The 19972-nt window shown below is 66.1% G+C and carries 10 protein-coding genes; 1 reads left to right on the top strand and 9 read right to left on the bottom strand.

Annotation, left to right across the window (positions count from 1 at the left end; translation table 11 throughout):
* Positions 1 to 18: 18 nt before the first annotated feature.
* From IB257_RS07450 to clpS, 9 genes are all read right to left on the bottom strand, one after another.
* Positions 19 to 1164, bottom strand: coding sequence for a branched-chain amino acid ABC transporter substrate-binding protein (locus IB257_RS07450; RefSeq protein WP_013394755.1), 1146 nt, complete (start codon positions 1162 to 1164; stop codon positions 19 to 21).
* A gap of 238 nt (positions 1165 to 1402) precedes the next feature.
* A complete protein-coding gene (gene putA / locus IB257_RS07455) occupies positions 1403 to 5224 on the bottom strand; it encodes a trifunctional transcriptional regulator/proline dehydrogenase/L-glutamate gamma-semialdehyde dehydrogenase (RefSeq protein ID WP_192492100.1) in 3822 nt (1273 codons plus the stop codon).
* A 156-nt stretch (positions 5225 to 5380) separates the two neighbouring features.
* On the bottom strand, positions 5381 to 6097 hold the full coding sequence (locus tag IB257_RS07460; RefSeq protein ID WP_225588839.1) for a membrane integrity-associated transporter subunit PqiC: 717 nt from the start codon (positions 6095 to 6097) through the stop codon (positions 5381 to 5383).
* Positions 6098 to 6105: 8 nt separating this feature from the next.
* Positions 6106 to 7770, bottom strand: a complete 1665-nt coding sequence (locus IB257_RS07465; protein ID WP_119449314.1) for an intermembrane transport protein PqiB — start codon at positions 7768 to 7770, stop codon at positions 6106 to 6108.
* A 39-nt stretch (positions 7771 to 7809) separates the two neighbouring features.
* Positions 7810 to 9126 (bottom strand): paraquat-inducible protein A, encoded by a 1317-nt coding sequence (locus IB257_RS07470; protein ID WP_054452361.1) that lies wholly within the window; start codon positions 9124 to 9126, stop codon positions 7810 to 7812.
* A gap of 8 nt (positions 9127 to 9134) precedes the next feature.
* Positions 9135 to 11447 carry an ATP-dependent Clp protease ATP-binding subunit ClpA gene (gene clpA, locus IB257_RS07475; protein ID WP_054453626.1) on the bottom strand — a complete coding sequence of 771 codons (2313 nt, stop codon included), beginning with the start codon at positions 11445 to 11447 and terminating at the stop codon, positions 9135 to 9137.
* Positions 11448 to 11502: 55 nt separating this feature from the next.
* The gene (pbpC, locus tag IB257_RS07480; RefSeq protein ID WP_192492101.1) at positions 11503 to 13725 is read right to left on the bottom strand and encodes a penicillin-binding protein 1C; all 2223 of its coding nucleotides are present in this window, start codon (positions 13723 to 13725) and stop codon (positions 11503 to 11505) included.
* Positions 13722 to 18917 carry an MG2 domain-containing protein gene (locus IB257_RS07485; RefSeq protein ID WP_370540091.1) on the bottom strand — a complete coding sequence of 1732 codons (5196 nt, stop codon included), beginning with the start codon at positions 18915 to 18917 and terminating at the stop codon, positions 13722 to 13724. The genes pbpC and IB257_RS07485 overlap by 4 nt, the downstream gene beginning before the upstream one ends.
* A gap of 164 nt (positions 18918 to 19081) precedes the next feature.
* Positions 19082 to 19396 carry an ATP-dependent Clp protease adapter ClpS gene (gene clpS, locus IB257_RS07490; RefSeq protein WP_006383989.1) on the bottom strand — a complete coding sequence of 105 codons (315 nt, stop codon included), beginning with the start codon at positions 19394 to 19396 and terminating at the stop codon, positions 19082 to 19084.
* A gap of 225 nt (positions 19397 to 19621) precedes the next feature.
* Here clpS and IB257_RS07495 point away from each other — a divergent pair, with 225 nt between their 5' ends.
* Positions 19622 to 19867 carry a cold-shock protein gene (locus tag IB257_RS07495; protein ID WP_006220277.1) on the top strand — a complete coding sequence of 82 codons (246 nt, stop codon included), beginning with the start codon at positions 19622 to 19624 and terminating at the stop codon, positions 19865 to 19867.
* Positions 19868 to 19972: the final 105 nt, after the last annotated feature.

Below are 19972 nucleotides of genomic sequence, written 5' to 3' on the forward strand. Positions count from 1 at the left end.
CGCCCCGGTCCAGCCGCCTTAGTTGGCTTGGCTGACCATCGTCTCAACCATCTCCCACTTGCCGTTCTTGACTTCGTAGATGGTGACCGAGATTTCCTTCAGGTCGCCCTTGGCGTCGTAGGAAATGTGCTCGCTGGTGGCGCCCTTGCGGTTCAGCTTGGCCAGGGCCGGCAGGTACTTCTCGGGCTTGGCCGAGCCGGCCTGCTCGATGGCGGCGATCATGTTCCAGGCGCCGTCATAGGCGTAGGGAGCATAGACGCCGGGGGCCTTCTTGAAGCGGGCCTGGTAGCGCTGCTCGAAGTCCTTGCCCGCGGCCATCTTGTCCAGCGGCACGCCGGCCAGCGAGGCGTAGGTGCCGTCGGCGGCGTCGCCGGCCAGCTTGATGAAGGTGTCGCTGCGCGTCATTTCGCCCGAAACCAGCGGCGCCTTCAGGCCCAGGGTAGCCAGTTGGCGCTTCATCGGACCGGATTGCGCGTCCAGGCCGCCGTAGAAGATGGCGTCGGGCGCCGACCCCTTGATGTTGGTCAGGATGGCGGTGAAGTCGTTGGCCTTGTCGGTGGTGTACTCGCGGCGCACGACCTGGCCGCCAGCGGCCTTGACCGCCTTCTCGACCTCGTCGGCCAGGCCCTGGCCGTAGGCGGTGCGGTCGTCGATGATGGCGACCTTCTTGGCCTTCAGGCTTTCCACCATGAACTTGCCGACCGCGGCGCCCTGCTGGGTGTCGCTGGTCATCATGCGGAAGGTGGTTTCGTAGCCTTGCTTGGTGTACTCCGGCGAGGTCGCCATGGCGATCTGGGGCAGACCGGCTTCATGGTAGACGCGCGAAGCAGGGATGGTCGTACCCGAGTTGAAGTGGCCCAGGATGCCGACCACGTCCTGGTCGACCAGCTGCTGGGCAACCTGCACGCCGACGCGCGGATCGGCCTGGTCATCGCGCGACACCAGCACGAACTTGGCGGTTTCGCCGTCGACCTTGATGCCCTTCTTGTTGGCTTCTTCCAGGGCCAGGTTCAGGCCGTTCTGCATGTCCTCGCCATAGTGCGATTGCGGGCCGGTGAGCGGCGCGGCAAAACCGAACTTGACGTCGGCAGCCTGCGCGGAGGCGGCCATGCCGGCGGCGGCGATGCTGGCGGCGAGAAGCTTCAAAGTGGTGCGGAACTTCATGGGTATCCTCCGAGTGTCGGACTTAAGACCTTGTTATACCTGAGCTTTTAACCAGGCTTTTGGTTTTTCACTACTAGCAAGTCCGATATGGCGGAAGCTTGCGTGTGCATGTTCTGCAAAATCCGGAGGCCGGGTTGCGACTTCCGGATTTGAGGTGCGACCGAATTTTCGTGCCAGTGCAACCTCTGCCGATATTGGAGATAACCCTTGGATACCCTAGGGTTGTCCTATACCAGGCTCAACCTATGGTCATGAGGCTGGCGTTGCCGCCCGCCGCCGCCGTATTGACGCTGACGGAGCGCTCCGCCAACAGGCGCTCCGGCACGTAGCCGGCGCCCGCCGCGATCGCGTCGGGGGTCAGTCCATGCACCGACAGGATGGCGCCCGGACGCTGCGCGATGCGCTGGTTCAGCGCCTGCAGCGCGTCGCCATCGCCCTCGAACAGCACGGCCTGGTAGTCCGCCTGGTCGACCTCGCCGTCGGCCAGAATGCCCGCCTGTTCCTGCTGGCCGGCGTCCAGCGAGGCCAGCAGCGCCTGCGCCGCGGGCGTGTCCGCGAACCAGGCGTGGTTGCCTGTCAACTTGGCGACGGACCACTGCGCCCGCGCCCCGGCCTCGGTGGCGGCCACGCAATACACGGCGCCGCGCGGCTCGACCACATAGGTATTGGTCTCGCCGGTCGGCCCCGGCAGCGCAATGCGCTGCGGCAGCGCCGCCGCCGCGTCCAGCGCCGGCGGCAGGCCCGCCGGACGCGTGCCCAGCAGGCGATACATGTAGAGCGGACCGCCGGCCTTGGGGCCGGTACCGGACAAGCCTTCGCCGCCGAAGGGCTGCACGCCCACCACCGCGCCCACGATATTGCGGTTGACGTAGACGTTGCCCGCATGGACCTGGCCGGTCACGTGCGCGATGGTCTCGTCGATGCGGGTATGCACGCCGAAAGTCAGGCCGTAGCCGGTGCCGTTGATGGCATCCAGCAAGGCGTCCAGTTCGTCGCGCTGATAGCGCACCACGTGCAGCACGGGTCCGAACACTTCGCGCGTCAGCTCGCTGACGTTGTCGATTTCGATGATGGTCGGCGGCACGAAGGTGCCGTGGCGGCATTCGCCGTTGAGTTCCACCTGGTCCACGCGATGGCCCGCCGTGCGCATCGTTTCGATGTGCCGCTGGATGCCGTTGCGCGCTTCCGTATCGATCACCGGGCCCACGTCCACCGACAGGCGGTCGGGGTTGCCCACGCTCAGTTCGCGCATCGCGCCGCGCAGCATGGTCAGTACGTGGTCGGCATTGTCTTCCTGCACGCACAGCACGCGCAGCGCCGAACAGCGCTGGCCCGCCGAGTCGAAGGCGGAGGTCAGCACGTCGAACACGACCTGTTCGGACAGGGCCGAGGAATCCACCACCATGGCGTTCTGGCCGCCCGTCTCGGCGATCAGCGGAATGGTGTGGCCGGCGTCATCCAGGCGATCCGCCAGCGTGCGCGCGATGATGCGCGCCACGTCGGTGGAGCCGGTGAACATCACGCCGCGCACGCCAGGGCTTGCGACCAGTTGCGCGCCCACGGTTTCGCCGCGGCCCGGCAGCAGCTGTACGGCGCCGGCAGGCACGCCGGCCGCGCGCAGGATGGCCACGGCTTGCGCGGCGATCAGCGGCGTCTGTTCGGCGGGCTTGGCCACCACCGTGTTGCCGGCGGCCAGCGCGGCCGCGACCTGCCCGGTGAAGATGGCCAGCGGGAAGTTCCAGGGGCTGATGCACAGCACCGTGCCCAACGGACGATGCGTGTCGTTGCTGAATTCCGATTCGGCCTGGTCCGCGTAATAGCGCAGGAAGTCCACGGCCTCGCGCACCTCGGCGATGGCGTTGGGCAGAGACTTGCCGGCTTCGCGCACGATCAGGCCCAGCAGGGTCTGCATCTGCTCTTCCAGCAGTTGCGCGGCGCGGCGCAGGCACTGCGCGCGTTCGGCCACCGGCGTGGATTGCCAGATGGGAGCGGCATTGGCGGCGGCGCGCAGCGCGGCCTCGGCCTCGTCTGCCTGCGCTTCGACCACGTGGCCCACCACGTCGCGCAGATTGGCGGGGTTGCGGACTTCCATGGCGCGCGAGGCGTCCCAGGCGCCGTCGCCCTCGCCCAGCATGGGGCCGGCGCGCCACGGCATGGCGGCGCTGGCCAGCAGGGCCGCGGACAGCGAACCCAGCCGATGTTCGTTGCTCAGGTCCAGGCCCGCCGAGTTGGCGCGGGCGCCCTCCTGCGGGTCGCCATAAAGTTCACGCGGCAGCGGAATCTTCTCGTGCGGCGCGCCCAGCGGCGTGATGCGCGCAGCGGCTTCCACCGGGTCGGCCACCAGTTGCTCGACCGGAATGCTGTCGTCGCCGATCAGGTTCACGAACGAGGTGTTGGCGCCGTTTTCCAGCAGGCGGCGCACCAGGTAGGCCAGCAGCGTCTCATGCGTGCCGACCGGCGCGTAGATGCGGCACGGACGGTTGAGCTTGCCCTGCGACAGCGCGCCCACGACTTCGTCGTACAGCGGCTCGCCCATGCCGTGCAGGCATTGGAATTCGTACTGGCCCGGGTAGTAGTTCTGGCCCGCCAGCTGGTAGATCGCGGACAGGGTGTAGGCATTGTGCGTGGCAAACTGCGGGAACACCGCTTCCGGCGCGCCCAGCAGCTTGCGGGCGCAGGCCAGGTAGGCCACGTCCGTGTAGACCTTGCGGGTATAGACCGGATAGCCTTCCAGGCCGTCGACCTGGGCGCGCTTGATCTCGCTGTCCCAGTACGCGCCCTTGACCAGGCGCACCATCACGCGATGGCGGCTGCGGCGGGCCAGGTCGATCACGTAGTCGATCACGAAGGGAGCCCGCTTCTGGTACGCCTGGATGACGAAGCCGATGCCGTTCCAGCCGTCCAGCTCGGGCTCGAAACAGAGCGCTTCCAGCAAATCCAGCGAAATTTCCAGCCGGTCGGCTTCCTCGGCGTCGATGTTCAGGCCGATGTCGTAGCTGCGCGCCAGCACGGTCAGCGCCTTCACGCGCGGCAGCAGCTCGGCCATGACGCGTTCGCGCTGGGCGCGCGAATAACGCGGATGCAGCGCCGACAGCTTGATCGAGATGCCCGGTCCCTCATAGATGCCGCGGCCGGCCGCGGCCTTGCCGATGGCGTGGATGGCCTGCTCGTACGAGGCGTAATAGCGGCCGGCGTCCTCGGCCGTGGTCGCGGCCTCGCCCAGCATGTCGTAGGAATAGCGGAAGCCCCGTGCTTCCATCTTGCGGTTGTTGGCCAGGGCTTCGGAAATGGTCTGGCCCGACACGAACTGTTCGCCCATCATGCGCATGGCCATGTTCACGCCCTTGCGCACCAAAGGTTCGCCGCCCTTGCCGATCAGGCGGGTCAGCGCCTTGGACAGCGACTGCTCGCTGCTCACGGCCACCAGCTTGCCGGTGATCATCAGCCCCCAGGTGGCGGCGTTGACGAACAGGGATTGCGAGCCGCCCATGTGCGACTTCCAGTCGCCGCGGGCCACCTTGTCGCGGATCAGCGCGTCGCGCGTGGCGCGGTCGGGAATGCGCAGCAGCGCTTCGGCCAGGCACATCAGCGCCACGCCTTCCTGGCTGGACAGCGAGAACTCCTGGATCAGCCCTTCCACCCCGCCGCCGCTGCGCTTGCCGCGCAGCTTCCGGACCAGGTCGGCGGCCATGGCGTGGATCTTTTCCAGATTGGGCATGCGGGCCTGGCCCAGCAGCAGCGGCACGCACTCGGGCTCGGGGCGGCGGTAGGCGGCGGTAATGGCCGCGCGCAACACCGACTGCGGCTGCACGTCCTGACCGAACTCGTAGAACGGCGGCGTCGGCGCGGAATGGCCTTCGCCCGCCTCGTCCTCGCCGCCCGCGTCCATGCCCAGGTGCGACATCTCGGCGGGCAGGTGGCCGCGCTCGATCTTGTCCAGGTAGGAAAGGATCGCTTGCTTGTGCAGCCAGTGCGGCGTGCAGTTGAGCTTTTGCGCGGCGGCCTTCAGCCGGTCGCGGAGCGCGTCGTCGACTTTAACGCCTAGGGTCGTGCTGGCCATAAGAGATTGCTTCCTGTCGCATGGCAAAGGTAGTACCGGGCCCGACGGGACCCGGCATGGGTAGGACCGTATGCTAGACAGGTTGCAACTTGGTTTGCACTATGGTTAACCCTAGGTTAACCAGTTGAGATCAGGCGGAATTTTGGCCCAGGGCTATCAATCCTTGAGCGCCGCGCAGCCCAGCATCTGCACCGAGCCCGATCCCGCCGGGGTCTGCCCCCGTATGGCCGAGGCCATGGCGCCGGCCAGACTGACCACTGCGCGCTGCTGGGCAGTGATCATGGCGGGCACGCCCTCTTCCGCCACCGGTTCCGTCACCACGCTGCGGCACAGCAGGCCGGAACCCTTCATGTTGACCGGCCGCACGCGCCAGGTCGCATCCAGCTGGGCCATGCGGCCCGGCTCCAGCTCGAAACGCTGTACGTCGGTCTGCACCCGCCAGACCGCAGCGCCGGGGCCTGGCTTGACCAGTTGCACATCCAGCGCGCCCAGTTCCCGCTTCAGCGCGTCCGACAGCGCGCCCCGCAACTCGTCGCCCAGCGGTGAGCTCCAACGCTCGGAATACAACGCGGACAGACTGCCTTCGCCGGTGCGCACCATCAGCTGGGGCTGATCCGCCTGCGTCGAGATATTGACCGGTTGCACCTCGATCAGGAAGCTGGCCGGCGCCACCGCACCGCCCGGAGCCTGGGCCGCCGGCGACTGCAAGGTGTGATAGTGCACGGGCGAGGACGCCCCGCAGCCGGCCAGCGCCGCCGACAAGGCCAGCAAGGACAGGACCGGGCGCAGACGGGGCGTCAGCCTGCCCGCGCATCGGGGCTGCTCGGAACTCGGGGCCGCCTGGCGGGCGTGGGGGGACGGGCGTCTATTCATCATGGGATTCAGTTCCTGACAGGACCGGCGCCGGGGATCGGGTCTGGGCCGCGGCCGCGCAACAAGGCCTCGGGATTGGCTTGCAGGAAATCGGCCAGGGCGCGCAGCGAACGGGCCGCGCGGCCCAGCTCCTGCATCGCCTTTTCCGTATTGACCGGCAAGGAAGCATCGGATGCCAGCAGCGCGTTGACCTGCGCCATGGACTCCTTGGCCTGCTTGAGCATGTTCTGCGCTTCAGGCGCGACCTGCTTGTCCAGGCGGTTCATCAGCTTGGAGGTGCTGGCCAAGGTGGTGCGCAGGTCCTCGCCGATCTTGTCGAACGGAATCTTCTCGATCTTGGCGACGATGTTGCTGATCTGCTGCTGCAACTGATCCAGGTTGCCTGGCACCGTCGGGATCAGCGCCGGATCCGAGGGTTTGAATTCAACCGGCTTGGCGTTCGGGAAGTCGTCCAGCGCCACGTACAGCTGGCCGGTCAGCAGGTTGGCGGTGCGCAGCTGCGCGCGCAGGCCGTGCTTGATCATGCCGCCCAACAAGCGGTTGCCGGCAACGTCGCCGTCCTTGGTGGCGCGATCGCGCACTTCGTCGAACACGCGGCCCAGACGTTCCGGATACAGGGTTGCATCCACCATCGAGTAGAAACGCTTGGCGACCGGATCGAAGTCCATGTTGATCTGCGTGACGTTGCCCAGCGTGATGCCGCTGAAGTCGATCGGCGCGCCCACCGTCAGGCCGCGGATCGACTGGTCAAAGCGCATGCGGATCGGGAAGGCCTCGCCGTCCGGATTGGCCTTGGCTGCGGCCTCGGTCGCGTACAAGTCAAATTGCGCGTCGGCCTGCGCCTGCTTGCCGGCATCGCGCGCGCTGATGACCGGCTCGAAGGCCACGCCGCCCACCGCCATCGACACCAGCGATTGCGTGCGCACCTTGAGGCCGTCCGCATTGACGCTGAAGTCGACGCCGCTGGCATTCCAGAAGCGCGTGCCCTGGGTCACGAACTTGTCGTTGGGCGCGTCCACGAACACCTCGACGTTCACGGCCTTGCCGGTTTCATCAAGCGCGTAGCCGATCACGCGGCCCACGTTGATGCGGCGGAAGTACACGGGAGAACCGATATCCAGGGAACCCAGGTCGGACGCCTTGAGCTTGAAGCGCTTGCCGGCGCGGTCATGCGTGACCGCGGGCGGCACTTCCAGCCCTTCGAAATGCAGTTTGGTGGCCTTCTTGGAACCGTCCTTGCCTTCGGCCGCGTCCACGCCGATATAGGCGCCCGACAACAGCGTGCCCAGGCCGGACACGCCGCTCACGTCCAGACGCGGGCGCACCACCCAGAAGTTGGTGCCTTCGCGCGCCAGATCGGAAACATCCTTGGACAGTTCGGCCTGCACCACCACCTTGGTGCGGTCTTCGTTGAAGCCGATCGACTTCACGGTGCCGATGTTGACGTCCTTGTAGCGCAGCTGGGTCTTGCCGACTTCCAGCCCTTCTGCGGTATTGAACGAAATGGAGATGTCGGGCCCCGCCTGCATCCAGGTTCGCACGACCAGCGACAAGCCCATCAGGGCCGCCACGATGGGCACCAGCCAGATCCATGAAATCCGGCTCTTCTTCTTGCGCGAGATCGCGGGTGACGCAAACTTCTCTTCACCGGATCCGGGTGCTTGCTCGGACATCTACTCTTCCTTGTTCGTGGACGGAAGCCGCGGCGCTTCCTAGCCCATTTCCTTGCCGGCGAGAGACGCCGGCTGGCGCCCGCCTCCCACTGGCGGCGATTCTATTTCACTTTGTCCTTCCAGATCCCAACTACGGCGCAGGTCGAAACTCATGGCCGACAACATGGTCAGGATCACTGTCAGCCCGAACGCCGCCGCACCCGCGCCGGCGCTGATTTCCATCAGGCCCTGGAAATCCGCCAACGCCGCCAGCAATATAACGACAAAAACATCCAGCATCGACCATTGGCCGATGAACTCGACCATTTGATACAGGCGCGTGCGCGGACGCAGGTTGGTGGTGCTGCGCCATTGTTCCGTCAACAGCAACAGCATGAGCGCCAGCAGCTTGGTCAAGGGCACCGCCACGCTGGCAATGAAGACGATCAGCGCGATATCCCAGGAACCCATTTCCCAGAGTTCGACCACGCCGCCCAGAATGGTGTGGGCGCTGTCCCCCAGCACCGACCTGACCTGCATCACTGGTAGCACGTTGGCGGGGATGTAGAACACCACGGCCGCCAGCAACAGCGCCCAGGTGCGCGCCAGATGATCGGGCTTGCGGAAATGCACCAGGGCGTCGCAACGCACACAGTGGTGATGCTCTTCCGGATCGGCCGCGCGGGGCAACGCCTGCACCTGACCACAGACATGGCATCCGGTCAGAACCGTGTCCGGCGCAGCCTGGGGGATATGCACCGGCACCACGCCCACGCTCTCGGCGTAGCGCCACAGCACATGCGGCGACAGCCGCCCCAGCATCGTCAACAGGATGGTCAGGATGCCGAACGCCGCCAACCCGATACCCGGAGTCACGGCGGCCATGCCCGCCAGCTTCACCACCGCCACCAGCACGCCCAGGAGGAACACCGGAACCATGCACCAGGGCCGCAGAATGCCCAACAAACGCATCGCAGTACGAAAGCCCAGGGGTTCCCGGCCGCGCGACAGCGGCCCCAATACCCACAGCAACACCGACAGCTGCAGCATCGGCAGCGCAAAGCCGGCCATGCCGGTCATGATGGCGACGACCCAATGGTCCTGGCGCCAGGTGATGGCAATAGCGTCCAGCAAGGATGCCTGCTGCACCATGCCCTGCACGGACATGGAAGCGACGGGATAGGCATTGGCCACCCCGAACACGATCAGGGCGGAAATGGCGAGCGCCAGCCAATTGGACAAAGTAAGCCCGCTGTAACGCCACAGAGTGGCGCCGCAGCGGGCGCAATTGGCGGTCTCTCCAGGTTCAAGCTGATGCCGGCGATAGATGCTCGCGCAGTGTTCGCACTCGATCAGCGGCTGGCGGTCCGCGGTCATTGAGAGCCTTAATCGACCAGTTCGACTTCCTGCTTGTCAGGTGCATCCGACGAGGGCGGCTTGCCGTTGTCGTCGAAGTCCAGCTTGACCTTGCCCTCCTCGTCCAGGTCGACCGTAACCGTGCCGCCATCGACCAGCTTGCCGAACAGCAGCTCGTCGGCCAGCGCGCGGCGGATGGTGTCCTGGATGAGACGCTGCATGGGGCGTGCGCCCATGAGCGGATCGAACCCTTCCTTGGCGAGATGCTCGCGCAGCCCCGTGGTGAAGATGGCTTCCACGCGACGCTCGTGCAGTTGGTCTTCCAGCTGCATGAGGAACTTGTCCACCACGCGCAGGATGATTTCGCGGTCCAGCGGCGCGAACGGGATGATCGCGTCCAGGCGGTTGCGGAACTCGGGCGTGAACATGCGGCGGATTTCCGCCATTTCGTCGCCCACCACGCGCGAATTCGCGAAACCGATCGACGGACGGTTCAAGGTTTCAGCGCCCGCGTTGGTCGTCATGATGAGGATGACGTTGCGGAAGTCCGCCTTGCGGCCGTTGTTGTCGGTCAGCGTGCCGTGGTCCATGACCTGCAGCAGGATGTTGAACACATCCGGGTGCGCCTTTTCGATTTCATCGAGCAGCAGCACGCAGTGCGGCTGCTTGGTGATGGCCTCGGTCAACAGGCCGCCCTGGTCGAAACCGACGTAGCCCGGAGGCGCGCCGATCAGGCGCGACACCGCATGCCGCTCCATGTATTCGGACATGTCGAAACGCAGCAGCTCCACGCCCAGCGTGAACGCCAGCTGGCGCGCGACCTCGGTCTTGCCCACGCCGGTGGGACCGGAGAACAGGAAGGCGCCGATCGGCTTTTCCGGCTTGCCCAGGCCCGAGCGCGCCATCTTGATGGCGGCGGACAAGGCTTCGATGGCGTTGTCCTGGCCGAAGACCACGGTCTTCAGGTCGCGGTCCAGCGTCGCGAGCTTGCTGCGGTCGTCGTTGGAGACGGACTGCGGCGGGATGCGCGCGATCTTGGACACGATGTTCTCGATGTCCACCTTGCCGATCACCTTCTTTTGGCGCGAACGCGGCAACAGGCGCTGCGCGGCGCCGGCCTCGTCGATCACGTCGATGGCCTTGTCCGGCAGATGGCGGTCATTGATGAAACGCGCCGACAGTTCGGCCGCGGCCGACAGGGCGGCGGACGAGTAGCGCACGCTGTGATGCTCTTCGAAGCGGCTCTTCAGGCCGCGCAGGATCTGCACGGTCTGTTCGACGCTGGGCTCGGCCACGTCGATCTTCTGGAAGCGGCGCGACAGCGCGTGGTCTTTTTCAAAGACGCCGCGGTATTCGGTGTAAGTGGTCGCGCCGATGCACTTGAGCTGCCCGGAAGACAAGGCGGGCTTCAAGAGGTTGGACGCGTCCAGCGTGCCGCCCGAAGCCGAACCGGCGCCGATCAGCGTATGGATTTCGTCGATGAACAGGATCGCGTCGGGGTTGCCGCGGATCTGCTTGAGCACGCCCTTCAGGCGCTGCTCGAAATCGCCCCGGTACTTGGTGCCCGCCAGCAAGGCGCCCATGTCCAGCGAAAAGACCTGGGCGGCCTGCAGGATCTCGGGCACTTCGCCGCGCGTGATGCGCCAGGCCAGGCCTTCGGCGATCGCGGTCTTGCCCACGCCGGCCTCGCCGACCAGCAGCGGGTTGTTCTTGCGGCGGCGGCACAGCACCTGGATCACGCGTTCGACTTCGTGCTCGCGCCCGATGAGGGGATCGATGCGACCCGCCAGCGCGGCGGCGTTCAGGTCGGTGGCGTACTGGTCCAGCGGCGACTGACGCGATTCGCCCTGCTCTTCACCATTGGTCTGCTGCTCTTTCTGCACGGCGGCGGACTCCACCTGGGGCTGTTTGGTAATGCCATGCGACAGAAAATTGACGACGTCCAGCCGCGTCACGCCCTGCTGTTGCAGGTAGTACACAGCGTGCGAATCCTTTTCGCCGAAAATGGCCACGAGCACATTGGCGCCGGTAACCGGCTTCTTGCCGGTGCCTCCCGCGGATACGTGCATGATGGCGCGCTGGATCACGCGCTGGAATCCCAGCGTGGGCTGCGTGTCGACCTCGGCGCCGCTCGGGATCACCGGGGTGTTCTCCGAGACGAACTGGCGCAGATTGCGGCGCAGGTCGTCCAGGTTCGCGGCGCAGGCGCGCAGCACTTCAACGGCCGAAGCGTTGTCGAGCAACGCGAGCAGCAGATGCTCGACGGTAATAAATTCATGCCGGGCCGAACGGGCCTCGACGAAAGCCATATGCAGGCTGACTTCAAGCTCTTGAGAAATCACGCTTCCTCCGTAACGCATCGAAGCGGGCAAATACACGATTCATATTCTATGCCGATCATGGCGTAACGCCAGAGATTTCAAAAACCACTCTATCGTGGCGGCCTTGCGCATCCATGACGGTAAGCGTATACCGGCCGTCCATGGCCAACACTAATTTAAACGGATGACCCGACGCGCCATGGCCAACCACGCGCCCGTCCAGCATCCACCATACTTCGCCTTCAGTTCCCTGCACATCCACATCCAGCGCCACTTCGCGCCCACCCGGCACGGGCCGCAGCACCGAGCCGCTGGCCACGCCGCCCAGACGCAACGGTCCGCGCGAGGCGTCGGCGTAGCCGGCAAAGGACGGCGGCGCCGTTTCATTCAGCACCCAGGCCGCGCGCTGCTCCGGACATTCGCCGGACGGCACGCTGCCGAGCTTGTAACCCAGGGGCCAGCATGTCACCGCGGCCTGCACCGTTTCGGGCCTGACGCGGACCTGCTGAGCGCCTTCGGGCAAGGCCGCCACGATATCCTGCAGTAGCGGCGCCGCCACGTTGGCCCCGAAAAATCCGGGGTTGGGCGTCCCGTCCGGACGGCCGACCCAAACGCCCATCGTCCACCTGTCGGTCACTCCAACGGCCCAGGCGTCCCGGAATCCGAAACTCGTCCCGGTTTTCCAGGCCAGCTGCCGCGCCGGACTGCCCGACTGGTAGAACGGCCGGTCGGGATGGCCGCCGCTCTCCAGAATGTCACGGACGATCCAGGCCGCCCCAGGGCTCATCATACGGGACTCGATCCGCGGCTGCTCCGGCCGCAGCCGGGGCCGCCCTGAGACGCCGCCGCGGGCCAGGGCCCGGTAAGCGCCCACCAGTTCTTCCAATGTGGTGCCGCCCCCGCCCAAAATCAAGCTCAAATTCGGTTCCGCGCCCGCGGGCAAACGTAACCGTACCCCACCGGCCAGCATGACCGAGGCGAAACTGCTGGGCCCGACGCGGTCCAGCAGATCCACCGCCGGCACGTTGAGCGAACGCTGCAGAGCCTGGGCGACGCTGATCGGGCCGGCGAACGCGGCCTGGAAGTTGCCCGGCGCGTAGCCGCCAAACGACATCGGCGCGTCGATCAGCAGGCTTTCGGAGTGGATCAGGCCTTCGTCGAGCGCCTGCGCATACAGAAAAGGCTTGAGCGTGGAGCCCGGCGAACGCACGCCGCGCACCATGTCCACGTGGGCCGCCCGGCTTTCGTCGGAGAAATCGGCGGAGCCGGCATAGGCCTTGACCTCCAGCGTATCGTTGTCCATCACCAACACGGCCATCGACACTTTAGGCGGCAGGCTGTCCACCCGATCCTGCAGCATGCGCTCCACCGCCGCCTGCATGTCCGCGTCCAGGGTGGACGTGACCACCGCGGGCCGCTCGCCAGGACGCCGGCCCGCCTTGCGCTGGCTGCCCGCCTCCTGCAGCAACCGCTGCGCGGCCAGGGGCGCCAGCCAGCGCGCGCGCAGCGGCGGCGCAACCACGTTCTCGATCTTGGCGTCGGCCACCTCGGCCGGGGTCCAGCGGCCCAGTTCGACCATGCGGTCCAGCACCTTGTCGCGCGCGGCCTGCGCGGCCTCGGGGTGACGATCCGGCCGCAGCCGCGATGGCGCCTGCGGCAAGGCGGTCAGCATCGCCGCTTCGGCCGGGCTCAGATCGCGGGCGGGCTTGCCCAGCCACAGGCGCGAGCCCATCTCCACGCCCTCGACGATGCCGCCCATGGGTGCGTGGGTCAGATACAGCGACAGGATCTCGTCCTTGCTGTAGTGCATTTCCAGCTGGATGGCGCGCCAGGCCTGCCGCAGCTTCGCCGACATCGAGCGCGAGGGCTTGCCGGCCAGTTCCGGATCGATCAGCCGCGCGACCTGCATGGTCAGGGTGGACCCGCCCGACACGATGCGGCGGTTGGTGGCCCACTGCCAGCCGGCGCGCGCCATCGCCACCGGGTTGACGCCCGGGTGCCAGTAGAACCAGCGGTCCTCGTAGGTCAGCAACGTTTCCAGATAGCGCTCGGACACCTGGTCGGGCTTGACCGGATAGCGCCAGATGCCGTCGCGGCTGGGATAGTTGCGCAGCGGCGTACCATCGGCGGCCACGACGACGGCGGCGCCGCCCGAATCCACGGGCGGCAAGGGATAGAGGCGGTCGAGCGTGAATAACAACGCGGCCAGCGCAAACAACGCGCTGGCCGCGAAGATTCCTCGCCGCCGCCAGCGGCGGGCGCGCGAGGCGCCCGCCACCGGGGTGGCGGCGGGGTTCAAGGACGCTTGGCGCCGCGGTCGCGGATCTCTACCGTGCTCCATTGCTCGCCTACGCCCCGGATTTCAGGCCGGTACATGTCTTCGGCCACCGTCGACGGCACCGCATAGCGGCCCGGCGTCACCAGGCGCACCAGATAGAACACGTCCACCTTGCCGCGACCCAGCGACACCGCGGCCACATAGCGGTCGTCGCGGAACTCGCGGTGCTTGATGTTGGGATCGGACATGGCTTCGGCCACGCGGCGTCCGCCGATCGTCCATTCCTGCATCTCGGGGCTTTGCGACAGGTTCAGGTTTTCGACTTCAAAACCCGCCGGCACGCGGTCCACCAGCAAGCCATCCGGAATGTTCTGGTTGGCGCTGGCCTGCACCCACACCACCAGCATGTCGCCGGTCTGCAGGCTGCCGCCATCCCACGGGCGGCCGTCCGGACGGTACCAGCCGCGCTTGAGCTGGATCACGTCATTGCGCGGCGCAGGCGTGGTGGTCGGACTGCCCTGGATGTCGTATTCGACGAACAGGGACTGGTTGCCGGTGTTCAGCAACTGCACGCCGGCCAGGTCGGCCGCCGACAGCGACACGGTCTGGTCGCTGGTGCCGCCAGCGAGCGCCTTGGTGGAACCATTGACGGTCAACGTGGCGGACCAGGGCGTAGCCTTGTCGCCGCCCATAGCGCGGGCGGCCAGCAACAGCGACATCTGTTCCTGCGTCGACAGGTACGAACGGTTGCCCAGACGGCTGGCCAGCTGCGTCAGCAGGTTGTCCAGGCGCTCATGGCGCAGCTCGTACTTTTCCGCGATCGCAAAGGCCAGCGCATAGTCGCGCACGCCGCTGCCGTAGTCGCCCAGCCATTCGTCGTAATAGCCGGAGTTGCGACGATTGTTGAGACCGTACTCGCGCGCCACGGCCTGGTCGAGCGCGCTCTTCATGCGCCCTTCGTCGCCCATGAGCTTGAACGCGGCCGCCAGCTGGATCAGCGGCAACGGCGAGCGCGCGCGCTCCTGGTAGTTGTCGTACAGCTGACGCACCGTGGACAGCGGCGCCTTCTTGTCGCGCGCCAGCGCCAAGGCGGCAGTGGCCAGGCCGGCGAAGCGACGATGGTCCTCACGCAGGATGTTGGCGTCGCTGGAGTCGTAGCGACCGGATTCGACGCCGCGCTTCAGGTTGGCCGACCAGGTGCCGAACGCGCCCGAACTCTGCTGCACCTGCTCCAGCAGCCACTGGCGCGAACGGTCCAGCGATGCCTCGGGCACTTCGAAGCCGTTGTCGCGGGCGTCCTGCATGAAGCCGACGGCGTAGGCCGTCAGCCACACATCGCGCGAGGAAGAGCTGCTCCACAGGTTGTACGAACCGACGGCGTTGCGCATGCCCGCCAGGCGGCCGATCGCGCCGGCCACCTTGGCGTCGCGCTCGGCCTTGGTGCGCGGCTTGAGGCCGAACTGCTTGGCCGCGGCCTCATCCAGCATGACCCACGGCAGGGTCGCGCTGATGGTCTGCTCGGTGCAGCCGTAGGGATAGTTGAGCAGCCCTTCGACCAGGCGATTGACGTTGATCGGCGGACGGTTCGATACCGTCATGCTGACCGTGGTCGAGTCCGGGTAGTAGGACGCCACCCACGACGCCTGCGGCGCGTTGGCTTCGCCCGGATTCAGGCGCAGTCGGCGCACCTGGCGCTCGGCCGCGTAGGCCGGTTGCACCTGCAGCACCGATTCGCGCACGATGCGCAAGGGCTTGCCGCCGCCCTGCCCGTCGACGGTCAGGCGCATCAGGCCCAGGCCGTACGAACCGGTGGTGGTGGCGGTGAAGCGCAGCGTGGTGCGCTGCTTGTCCTTCAGAGTCACGGTCTTGACGCCGTCGACGATGGCCAGCGGGTCCAGCGCTTCCAGCTTGACCGTCACCTTCTGCTCGGCGCCGCTCAGGTTGGTCACGTCCAGCGCAATCGCGGCCTGGTCGCCCGGGGTGATGAAGCGCGGCGTGTTCAGCTCGGCCACGATGGGCGCCGCCACCACCATTTCGGTGTCGGTGCTGCCGTAGTTGTCGGGCGTGAAGGCCACGGCCATCAGGCGCAGCGTGCCGTTGAAATCAGGCAGGTCCAGCGGGATGTCCGCCTCGCCCTGCTCGTTCAGCTTGACCGGACCGGAGAACAGGTCCACCAGCTTGACCTTCTTGGGCAGGCTCTTGCTGTCGCCGCGCATGGCGGCGTCGCCGCCCCACTTCAGCTTGCCCTTCGTGCCGTCCATTTTCTCGATCAGCTTGCCGTACATGTCCAGCAATTCGGGCGCGTAGCGGTGCTTGCCGAAGAAGTAGTCCAGCGGATCGGGGGTCTTGTACTGGTTGATGTTGAGGATGCCCACATCGACCGCCGACAGGGTCACGGTGGCCTGCTTGCCCTGGGCGCCGTCCACCTTGACGCGCACGGTCGCCTTGGTCTCTGGCACCGCCTTGGGCGGCGCCGTCAGTTTCACGTCCAGCTTGCGGTCAGCGCTGGCGATGGGCAGGAAGGTCAGGCCCAGCGCGCGCGCCGGCGTCACGCGGTCGCCTTCGCTGCCGGGACGGAACACTGCGGCGGCGATGTACAGGTCGTGTCGCTTCCAGCTCTTGTCGACCGGAATCTCGACCTGCGTGCCCGTCGCTTTCACGGCCACCCAGGTGGACCACAGCATGCGGTCGCCTTCCACGGTGATGAGCGCCTGGCCGTCATGCGGCGGCGTCAGGGTCAGCTTGACCGTGTCGCCCGGCTTGGCCGGCACGCCTTCAAGCTTCATCTGCACGCGGTCGGGACGATTGCCCATGGCGTCGGAGTCCTGCGCGTTCCAGCCCGCGTAGAAGCGGTAGCGCAGGGTCTGGCCGGTTTCGGGATCGGCGATTTCCAGGCGGTAGCGGCCCCACTTCACGGGCACGGTCAGCTGGGAGCGGTCGTTCAGCGCGATCTCGCGCGAATCCAGCAATTCCTCGGTTTCGGTGTAGCCGCTGTTCCAGCCGCGCTGGTCGTCGAAACGCCAGTAGTACTGGCGGTCTTCGCGGTACAGGCGCATCTGCGCCTGCGCCAGCGGCGCAATCTTGCCCTGCGCATCCACGCGCAGCACTTCAAACCCGGCGGGCGCGCCTTCGCGGGCTACGTCGCCGTCGAATTGCGGACGCACGGCGATCAGGCGGTCGGCGGGCCAGACGCTGCGCTCGATCGAGCGCACCACCGGACGGCCGCCGGATTCCAGCAGGCTGGCCGACACCCGCACCTTCATCGGCGAACGCGTGCCGCCGGTGCGCGGATCGACCTCGAGCTGGCCGCGGCCCTTGTCGTCCAGGGCCGTTTCGGGCAGCTCTTCGAAATGGCGGCGGGCATCGTCGGCAACGTCGCCGAAGATGAAGCCGGGCCATTGCTGGGGCAGCGCAAAACGGTCGCGCTTGACCTGGAAGCTGGACAGCAGGCGGTTGCCAGCGGCGGGCGCGCCGTAGAGATAGTCGCCCTGCACGTCGACAGTCAGCGTTTCCTCCGGCGACAGCACCTCCTGGTCGGAGGTCAGCGCCATCTTCATGCGTTCAGGCAGGAATTCCTCGACCTGGAACTTCCAGGACGCGTCCGGCGCGCGCGACGCGGGGTCCACGCGCAGTTCCAGCAGCCACGTGCCGGTCTGCGCATCCAGCGGCAGGTCGATGCTGCGCTCGATATAGCCGGGCAGATCCTTCTGGGGCTGCCACAGGGTGCTCAGCACCGTGCGGCCGTCGGGGCGCTTGATGGTCGCGGTCAGGGGCGACGGCGCCAGCATGCGGCCGTCCAGATCGCGCGGCAGGACCGAGACGTTGAAGGTTTCGCCGGGGCGGTACAGATTGCGGCCAGCGTAGACGAACAGGTTGTTGGGGCGGGAAACATGGCCGCCCGTGTCGAATTCAGACAGGTCCAGGGCAGGTTCGCCCAGGGCCAGCACCGTCATTTCCTTGTCGCGCGAGGCGCGGATGACGCGCGCATTGGCGAAGCTGCCGTCAAAGCGGACATGGCCCTGGCCATCGGCCGCGGCCTTGGCCAGCGACTTGCCGGCGCCGTCCACCAGCTCGAACACGGCGCCCGAGATGGCGGTGCCGCTCTTCAGGGATACCGAATAGGCTTCGATGCGGTCGCTGTAGCGGCGCGCATGCAGGCCGATGTCGCTGACGTAGAAATACGTCACCTGGTATTCGTAGCGGAAACGGCCGGGCTGGCTCATCACCGCGATGTAGATGCCGGGCTCCTGCAATTCCTTGATGCCTTCGACCGGCAGGAACGTGACATGGCGGCGGTTGGGCTTGTCGTCGGTGACGAAGCGGCCTTGATAGACGCTGGTCGTCAGCGAGTTCAGGCGGTCCAGGTCCCAGTTGCTGACCGAGCCCTTCAGGCTGCGGTTGTCGGAATAGCGCCAGTTGTCATCTTCGTCGCTGCTGTCTTCTTCTTCGCCGGAGCCGGTGCTGCGGCCGATGCCCAGCACGGTGTCGAACAGTTCAGGCACGCGCTCAGGCGATACGCGCAGGAACTGCACGTCCACTTCGGACACGTTCACCGTGGCCACGGGCAGGCCGCCATTCTGGCCGGCCGGCAGCACCACGCCGCGGCTGGCGAAATAGAACGACGGCGGCATGGCCTGCGTGTTCACCTCGCAATTCGACGCTTCTGCCAGCTTGATGCCGCCCGCGCCGGGCAGCCCGGCACGCACGGAGATCGCGTAGGAACGCTGCGGTTGCACGTAGGGGAAATAAACCATGCGGGGGTTGTCGCCCACCACCCAGTTGCCCTTCAGGATCTTGCCCTTGGGCGCCGAGTCGCCCGGCCGGACCGAGGCGGGCTGGTCACCGTTGCTGGCGGCCGATTCGCTGTCCTTGTCGGAGGCCGAACCCGTGTCCGTCACCTGCAGAAAGCTGTCCAGGTCGGACTTGGCATCCACCGGCTGCGTGAAGGTCACGGCCAGCGCCAGCGTATCGTTGTACTGGCGCGGCTGGCAGGAAAGCGCGGCAAACGGGTCGGCCGCGCCGACCACCGCGCTGGCGGGCAATGCCGGCTTGGCATCTCCGCCACCCGCCGGGGCAGCAGGCTGCGACACGACGGCTGGCGCCGGATTGGCGGGCTGACGTTCCTTGCCCATCCACCAGCCCACGCCGATGGCGCCGGCCAATACAACGACCCCGGCTGTCGCCAGCCAGGCCTTGCTTATCTTTCCACTCACGGTAAATCTCCCGCTTACTCAAATGCAGACGCACCGCTCCTAAGCGGCGGAGCTGCCGACCTGATCATTCCGCGCGCTTCTCGGGTACGCGGATACTGCTTGTCAAAACAAAATAACCGGACAACACAACGCCGCCATGACAGGCGGCGCATTGATTCTGGGGTTCAGACGGGTTCCATCACGCATTGCAGGGGGTGCTGGCGCGCCCGTGCGTATTGGGCCACTTGCGCGATGCGCGTGGCGGCGAGGTCCCGGGGATAAACCCCGCATACACCACGCCCTTCGTGATGCACCTGCAACATGATCCTCGTAGCCTCTTCGTGATTCTTATTGAAGAACTTTTGCAGTACTTTCACGACGAACTCCATCGGGGTGTAGTCGTCGTTCAGCAGCAGGACCTGGTACATCGGAGGCGGCGCGGCGCGCGCCGGAGCCTTCTCGACGGCCAAATCATGCTGGGTATCCAAGGTAGAACTCATAGGGCCGCTATTCTATTTAAACGGGGGACGGCTAGCGTGTAACTTACGGAAAATTACACGTAGAAATGCGTAGTTTCCATACTTGACGCCGCAAAGAAAAGCGGCGCATTATCCACGCATTCTGGGGTTTTCAAAGCACCGAAAATCTGCCAGGAAGCCGGAGGGGGGACAGGGGTCTAGGCCGCGATGCCCTTCGTCAACATACGATTCAATGAGGCAGTCCGCATGTCTGATACGACCGCAACCGCCGTCCAAGGGGACAATCCCAAATCGACGGGCACCGTCAAATGGTTCAACGATGCAAAGGGGTTCGGCTTCATTACGCCCGACGACGGCGGTGAAGATCTGTTCGCCCATTTTTCGTCCATCCAGATGAATGGTTTTAAAACCCTGAAGGAAGGCCAGAAAGTGGCCTTCGAGATTATCCAGGGGCCCAAAGGCAAACAGGCGCTTAATATCACAGCTGCCTGAGTTACCCTTAAAGCGCAACGGTAAGGTTGCGCCATTATTCAGGCGGGGCTTTCGAGCCCCGCCTTGTTATTTTTCATTCATTGCGCCAGGTCATGCCCAAGAACG

The organism is Achromobacter sp. ACM03 (genome assembly GCF_014851665.1).
GTDB classification, from domain to species: Bacteria; Pseudomonadota; Gammaproteobacteria; order Burkholderiales; family Burkholderiaceae_B; genus Achromobacter; species Achromobacter aegrifaciens.